The sequence below is a fragment of the Microcoleus sp. MON1_C1 genome, from assembly GCF_036701945.1.
GTDB lineage: Bacteria > Cyanobacteriota > Cyanobacteriia > Cyanobacteriales > Microcoleaceae > Microcoleus.
Genome location: NZ_JAUBRO010000119.1, coordinates 1 through 3832 on the forward strand (window position 1 = coordinate 1; position 3832 = coordinate 3832).

3 protein-coding genes, 2 pseudogenes and 1 riboswitch are annotated in these 3832 nt (G+C 49.3%); of the genes and pseudogenes, 4 read left to right on the forward strand and 1 reads right to left on the reverse strand.

The features are described 5' to 3' along the window. Nucleotides 1-149: pseudogene (locus tag QUA62_RS28965) on the reverse strand (photosystem II q(b) protein); the annotation flags it as partial. A 209-nt stretch (nt 150-358) separates the two neighbouring features. After that, nucleotides 359-438, forward strand: a riboswitch (adenosylcobalamin-variant (AdoCbl-variant) riboswitch). A gap of 8 nt (nt 439-446) precedes the next feature. Here QUA62_RS28965 and cobG point away from each other — a divergent pair. The 4 genes and pseudogenes from cobG to QUA62_RS28985 form a co-directional block, all read left to right on the forward strand. Then, entirely contained in the window at nt 447-1964 is a 1518-nt protein-coding gene (cobG, locus tag QUA62_RS28970) for a precorrin-3B synthase (RefSeq protein WP_333408248.1), read from the forward strand. A 154-nt stretch (nt 1965-2118) separates the two neighbouring features. Beyond that, complete coding sequence (locus QUA62_RS28975) at nt 2119-2748, forward strand: precorrin-8X methylmutase (RefSeq protein WP_006633379.1); 630 nt, start codon at nt 2119-2121, stop codon at nt 2746-2748. Then, nucleotides 2745-3455: a precorrin-2 C(20)-methyltransferase gene (locus QUA62_RS28980; protein ID WP_190655452.1), complete on the forward strand. Its 711-nt coding sequence runs from the start codon at nt 2745-2747 to the stop codon at nt 3453-3455. The genes QUA62_RS28975 and QUA62_RS28980 overlap by 4 nt, the downstream gene beginning before the upstream one ends. A 228-nt stretch (nt 3456-3683) precedes the next feature. Then, nucleotides 3684-3832, forward strand: a pseudogene (locus QUA62_RS28985) (photosystem II q(b) protein); the annotation flags it as partial.

The window sequence follows — 3832 nt, forward strand, 5'->3', positions numbered from 1 at the left end:
ATGATGTAGCAGATGGTGGCGCTGAGCAAGGTAGGAATCATCAAGACGCCGAACCAACCTACATAAATGCGGTTGTCGGTTGATGTTACCCACTCACAAAAGCGTTCCCAGACATTGGCGCTTTCGCGCTGCTGTAAGGTTGTTGTCATGGTTTTATGATTGCTGTATTTGGTTGTCAATGTTCGGATGATGTTTATATTATTAACGGTGTGGTTAAGGTTTGTAAAGGGGTTGAGCGACAGTTAAACTGATGACTGCGATTAGGAAAGCTGATGAAAAGACAGGGGTGGGCGATCGCCAGAAGTTTTGTTAAGAAAGTTGAGGGTTTTGCTTTCTGTCGGTCAGGTCGTGATACCTTTCTAAAACCTGAAAGCGGGAAAGTCCGGTGCAATTCCGGCGCTGTGCCGCAACTGTAAAAGTCAGAATGCCGATTTCGGGGGCGCTTTGTGGGCGTTTACTTTTGGATTCCCTGCGTAGCACGGGGAGGAGATTATTTGTTACCTTTGACTGATTTGCCGACTTGTCCGGGTTTATTTTACGGTTCCCAAGCCCGAGACGGAGTTTTATCGAGAATGCGGATTCCGGGGGGAATTTTAAACGCACAGCAGTGTTGGACGATCGCCGATTTGGCCGATCAATACAGTACCGGCTGTTTGCAAGTGACAAATCGGGCAAATTTGCAAATCCGAGAAGTGAACTCGGAAATTGCCCCGGAAGTCTGGAACCGCTTGCAGGAATTGGGGATAGCGTCTCGCCGCGTTGAAGTTGACCCGATTCGCAATATTATGGCAAGTCCGACAGCAGGGATCGATCGCCAGCAGTCACTGGATACTCGCCCGCTAGTCAAAGCTTGGGATGATTACCTGCAAACACATTCCGAGTTGTCGGAACTTTCGCCTAAGTTCAGTATTGGCTTCGACGGCGGGGAATCGGTTTCGATCCAGGCTTTACGCAACGATATTTTATTAGCTGCATGCGGTCGTTCAACCCAATCAGGAATCGTTTTTCGGCTGCATTTAAACGGCGATACAGGAATTTTAATCCAAGAATCGCAATGTATTTCAGTATTAGCCGCCCTCGCTAGCACCTATCTTGAATACACCAAAAATAGACCTCGAATTGATGGCAAAAAACCGCGTTTGCGTCACCTGCTGGCAGATTGGGGCGCTGAAAGTTATCTAGAAAGGGTACAGCAGAATTTACCATTTTTATGGCAATTCACATCTTGCACCTTTCCCAAAAACAGCCAAGATGCCTCATCTGAAAAATCCCTCCCCCATCACCGACATCTCGGCATTCATCCTCAACGACAGTCCGGTTTCTCCTACATGGGAATTGCACTGCCTCTCGGTAGGCTAGAATCAAAGCAACTGCGGAATTTGGCGAATTTAGCCCAAAATCTAGCCAGCGGTACCCTGAGACTTACGCCGTGGCAAAATCTGCTAATTTCTGATATCCCCAACTCCCAGCTTTTTGAGGTAAAACAGCAAGTGGCAGATTTGGGATTGCACTCGTCGGCGACTCGCCTAGATTCGTGCTTGGTGGCTTGTGCCGGCAGCAGTGGCTGTGCGTCGGCGGCGACAGATACTCAAAGTCACGCCCTAGCAATGGTGAGGGATTTAGCGCAAAAATTGACGATCGACCTGCCGATTAACATTCATTTCAGCGGTTGCCAAAAGTCCTGCGCCCAGCACCAGCCCATTGATATCACGCTGGTAGGAATTCAGATTGAGCGAGGAGACGAGACGATCGAAGGTTACGACATTTATGCGGGTAGAAAAGATTTGCCATTCGGACGACAAATTTTTCAGGCGGTGAGTGCGATCGAGATGCCCGATGCGATCGAGCGAATGTTGCGAGTGTATCAGCGGTTTCGGGAGCCTGTGGAGTCATTGGGTGAGTTTGTCGATCGGCAGGCGATCGACCAATTGCAGGAGTTGTTGAGCACCGAAAATCGGAATTGAAAGTGAAAAAATATCCCATAAAAACAGACAAATTTTAAGCATTTCTCTTTCTATCTCTCTTGAGATTTCTTCCTTCGCGTCCTTCACGCCTTCGCGGTTCCTTCAAAAAATCTATTTCACAAATCCCACAAAATTCCCATAGCAGTTTTAAACAATGATTGACTACATTCGAGACGGAACAGAAATCTACACCAAATCCTTCGCCACAATTCGAGCCGAAGCAGATTTGTCAAGCTTGCCGCCCGATTTAGAATTGGTAGCCGTGCGACTAATTCACAGTTGCGGCATGACCGATATTGTTACAGATTTAGCAGCTTCCCCCGGTGCAGCCACCTGCGGACGCCAAGCCCTCTCCGCAGGCGCGCCGATTCTGTGCGATGCCCGGATGGTGGCCGAAGGCATCACTCGCAAACGCCTTCCGGCTGACAATCCGGTGATTTGCACCCTCTGGCATTCCGAAATCCCGGAGTTGGCGCGGCAAATCGGAAATACTCGATCGGCCGCGGCGCTTGATTTATGGCTGGACAACTTGCAGGGTGCGGTTGTGGCAATTGGCAATGCCCCGACTGCTTTGTTCCGACTACTGGAAATGCTGGATGCCGGAGCACCCAAACCGGCTTTAATTCTGGGTTTCCCGGTAGGATTTGTCGGGGCCGCCGAATCCAAAGCCGAACTGGCCGCCAACAGTCGGGGAGTGCCATTTATTACGTTGCACGGGCGGCGCGGTGGCAGTGCAATGGCAACGGCGGCCGTGAATGCGTTAGCGAAAAAGGATGAATTATGACTAAGGCTAGTGGTAAATTGTACGGTTTGGGTATTGGCCCTGGCGATCCAGAGTTGATTACTTTGAAAGCTTATCGGATTTTGCAATCGGTGCCGGTGATTGCCTATCCGGCGATGGAAAATGGTAAGGTGCTGGCGCGGGCGATCGTCGCAGATTATCTGCGCCCGGAGCAAATTGAGATTCCGATGCCGTTGCCTTTTAGTCCGACGCGATCGTCTCAACCTTATTATGATATTGCTGCGGAGAAAATTGCCGCACATCTGAGCGAGGGGCGGGATGTGGCGGTGCTATGTGAGGGCGAACCTTTTCTCTACGGTTCGTTTATGTATCTATTCAACCGTTTGTCGGGGACATTTACCACTGAAGTTGTGCCGGGAATTTCTTCGACAATGGCGAGTGCGGCTGCGTTGGGAGTGCCGCTGACTTATCGTAACGATGTGTTAAGTATTATGCCTGCGACGCTGGATGCTGAGGTTTTGCGCGATCGACTGGCGGTTGTTGATGCTGCTGTGATTATTAAGCTGGGCCGGCACTTTGCGAAAGTCCGGGACGTGCTGATTGAGTTGGGACAGTTCGATCGAGCACTGTATATAGAACGCGCAACTATGCCGAATCAGCGAATTCGGGCGATCGCAGATGTCGAACCCGCTGAGGTTCCCTATTGGGCCCTGATTATGATACCCAGCCAGCAAAAGTCTGTATCTTAATATTTCCCGGCCTGAAGGCGACGCGCTTCCAGGCTTTCCCTACTTTTTTGTCCATTATTTCCCATTTATCCAACATTCCTGACGTTTATAACTCAATCTTATGAAAGTCATAAGTTAATCTGTTGTTAAAATACTTTACCAACCTTAGAATATGCTTTATGTTTATTTACATGGCGGAACACAAAGCCGTCACGAACATTGAAAACAAAATAAAGCAATCATAAACAAATGACAACAACCTTACAGCAGCGCGAAAGCGCCAATGTCTGGGAACGCTTTTGTGAGTGGGTCACAAGCACAGACAACCGCATTTATGTAGGTTGGTTCGGCGTCTTGATGATTCCTACCTTGCTCAGCGCCACCATCTGCTACATCAT

Coding starts and splice junctions, on each gene's coding strand:
- QUA62_RS28980 (WP_190655452.1), top strand. CDS start 2,745: ATGACTAAGGCTAGTGGTAAATTGTACGGTTTGGGTATTGGCCCTGGC.
- QUA62_RS28975 (WP_006633379.1), top strand. CDS start 2,119: ATGATTGACTACATTCGAGACGGAACAGAAATCTACACCAAATCCTTC.